The 596-nt window shown below is 70.6% G+C and carries 1 protein-coding gene; it reads left to right on the top strand.

What is annotated here, in order from left to right:
* Window positions 1-425, top strand: a 425-nt coding sequence (locus ABD323_RS43995) for a MarR family winged helix-turn-helix transcriptional regulator (protein ID WP_344447610.1), incomplete at its 5' end; no start/stop codon positions are given.
* Between the last annotated feature and the right edge of the window lie 171 nt (window positions 426-596).

Below are 596 nucleotides of genomic sequence, written 5' to 3'. Positions count from 1 at the left end.
GCCCGGCCTTCGGGAAGCTCCGGCGGTCCTCGCTGCTGGAGGTCGAGAACCCGATTTCCCCGAAGGACCTGAGCCGGACCCTGGTCCTCAACATCGTGCTGGAGGCCGAACAGGACCCCGAACCCCGGGAGGTCACCGTCGGCGCGGTCTCCACTCATCTGGGGGTGGATCCTTCGGTGGCCAGCCGGATGGTCTCCGACGGCATCTCGGCCGGCTACCTGATCCGCGCCGCCTCCCAGCAGGACGGCCGCCGGACGGTCCTTCACCTCAGCCCCGAGGGCCGGGAACTGATGGCCCGTTTCCGCCGCCACCAGCGCGCCGCCTTCGAGGCGATCACCGCGGACTGGCCCGAGGACGAGCGCCTGGAGTTCGCCCGGCTGATGCTGAAGTACGTCGCCAGCCAGGACGCCCTGCGGAACCGCTGACAACATCTGTTGCCGTCTCCGGGACGAGGGGGTGGAATGCCCGGATGGACACCCCAGCGCCGTACCAAGCCGTCCTCGACGAGGTCGGCCCCCGGCTCCGCCGGCTGCGGACAGACCGGGGCCTCACCCTCGGCGCGGTCTGCGAGAGCACCGGTATCTCCAAGAGCACGC

The organism is Kitasatospora nipponensis, assembly GCF_039528135.1.
GTDB classification, from domain to species: Bacteria; Actinomycetota; Actinomycetes; order Streptomycetales; family Streptomycetaceae; genus Kitasatospora; species Kitasatospora nipponensis.
This window is presented reverse-complemented; position numbering and strand designations above follow the sequence as displayed.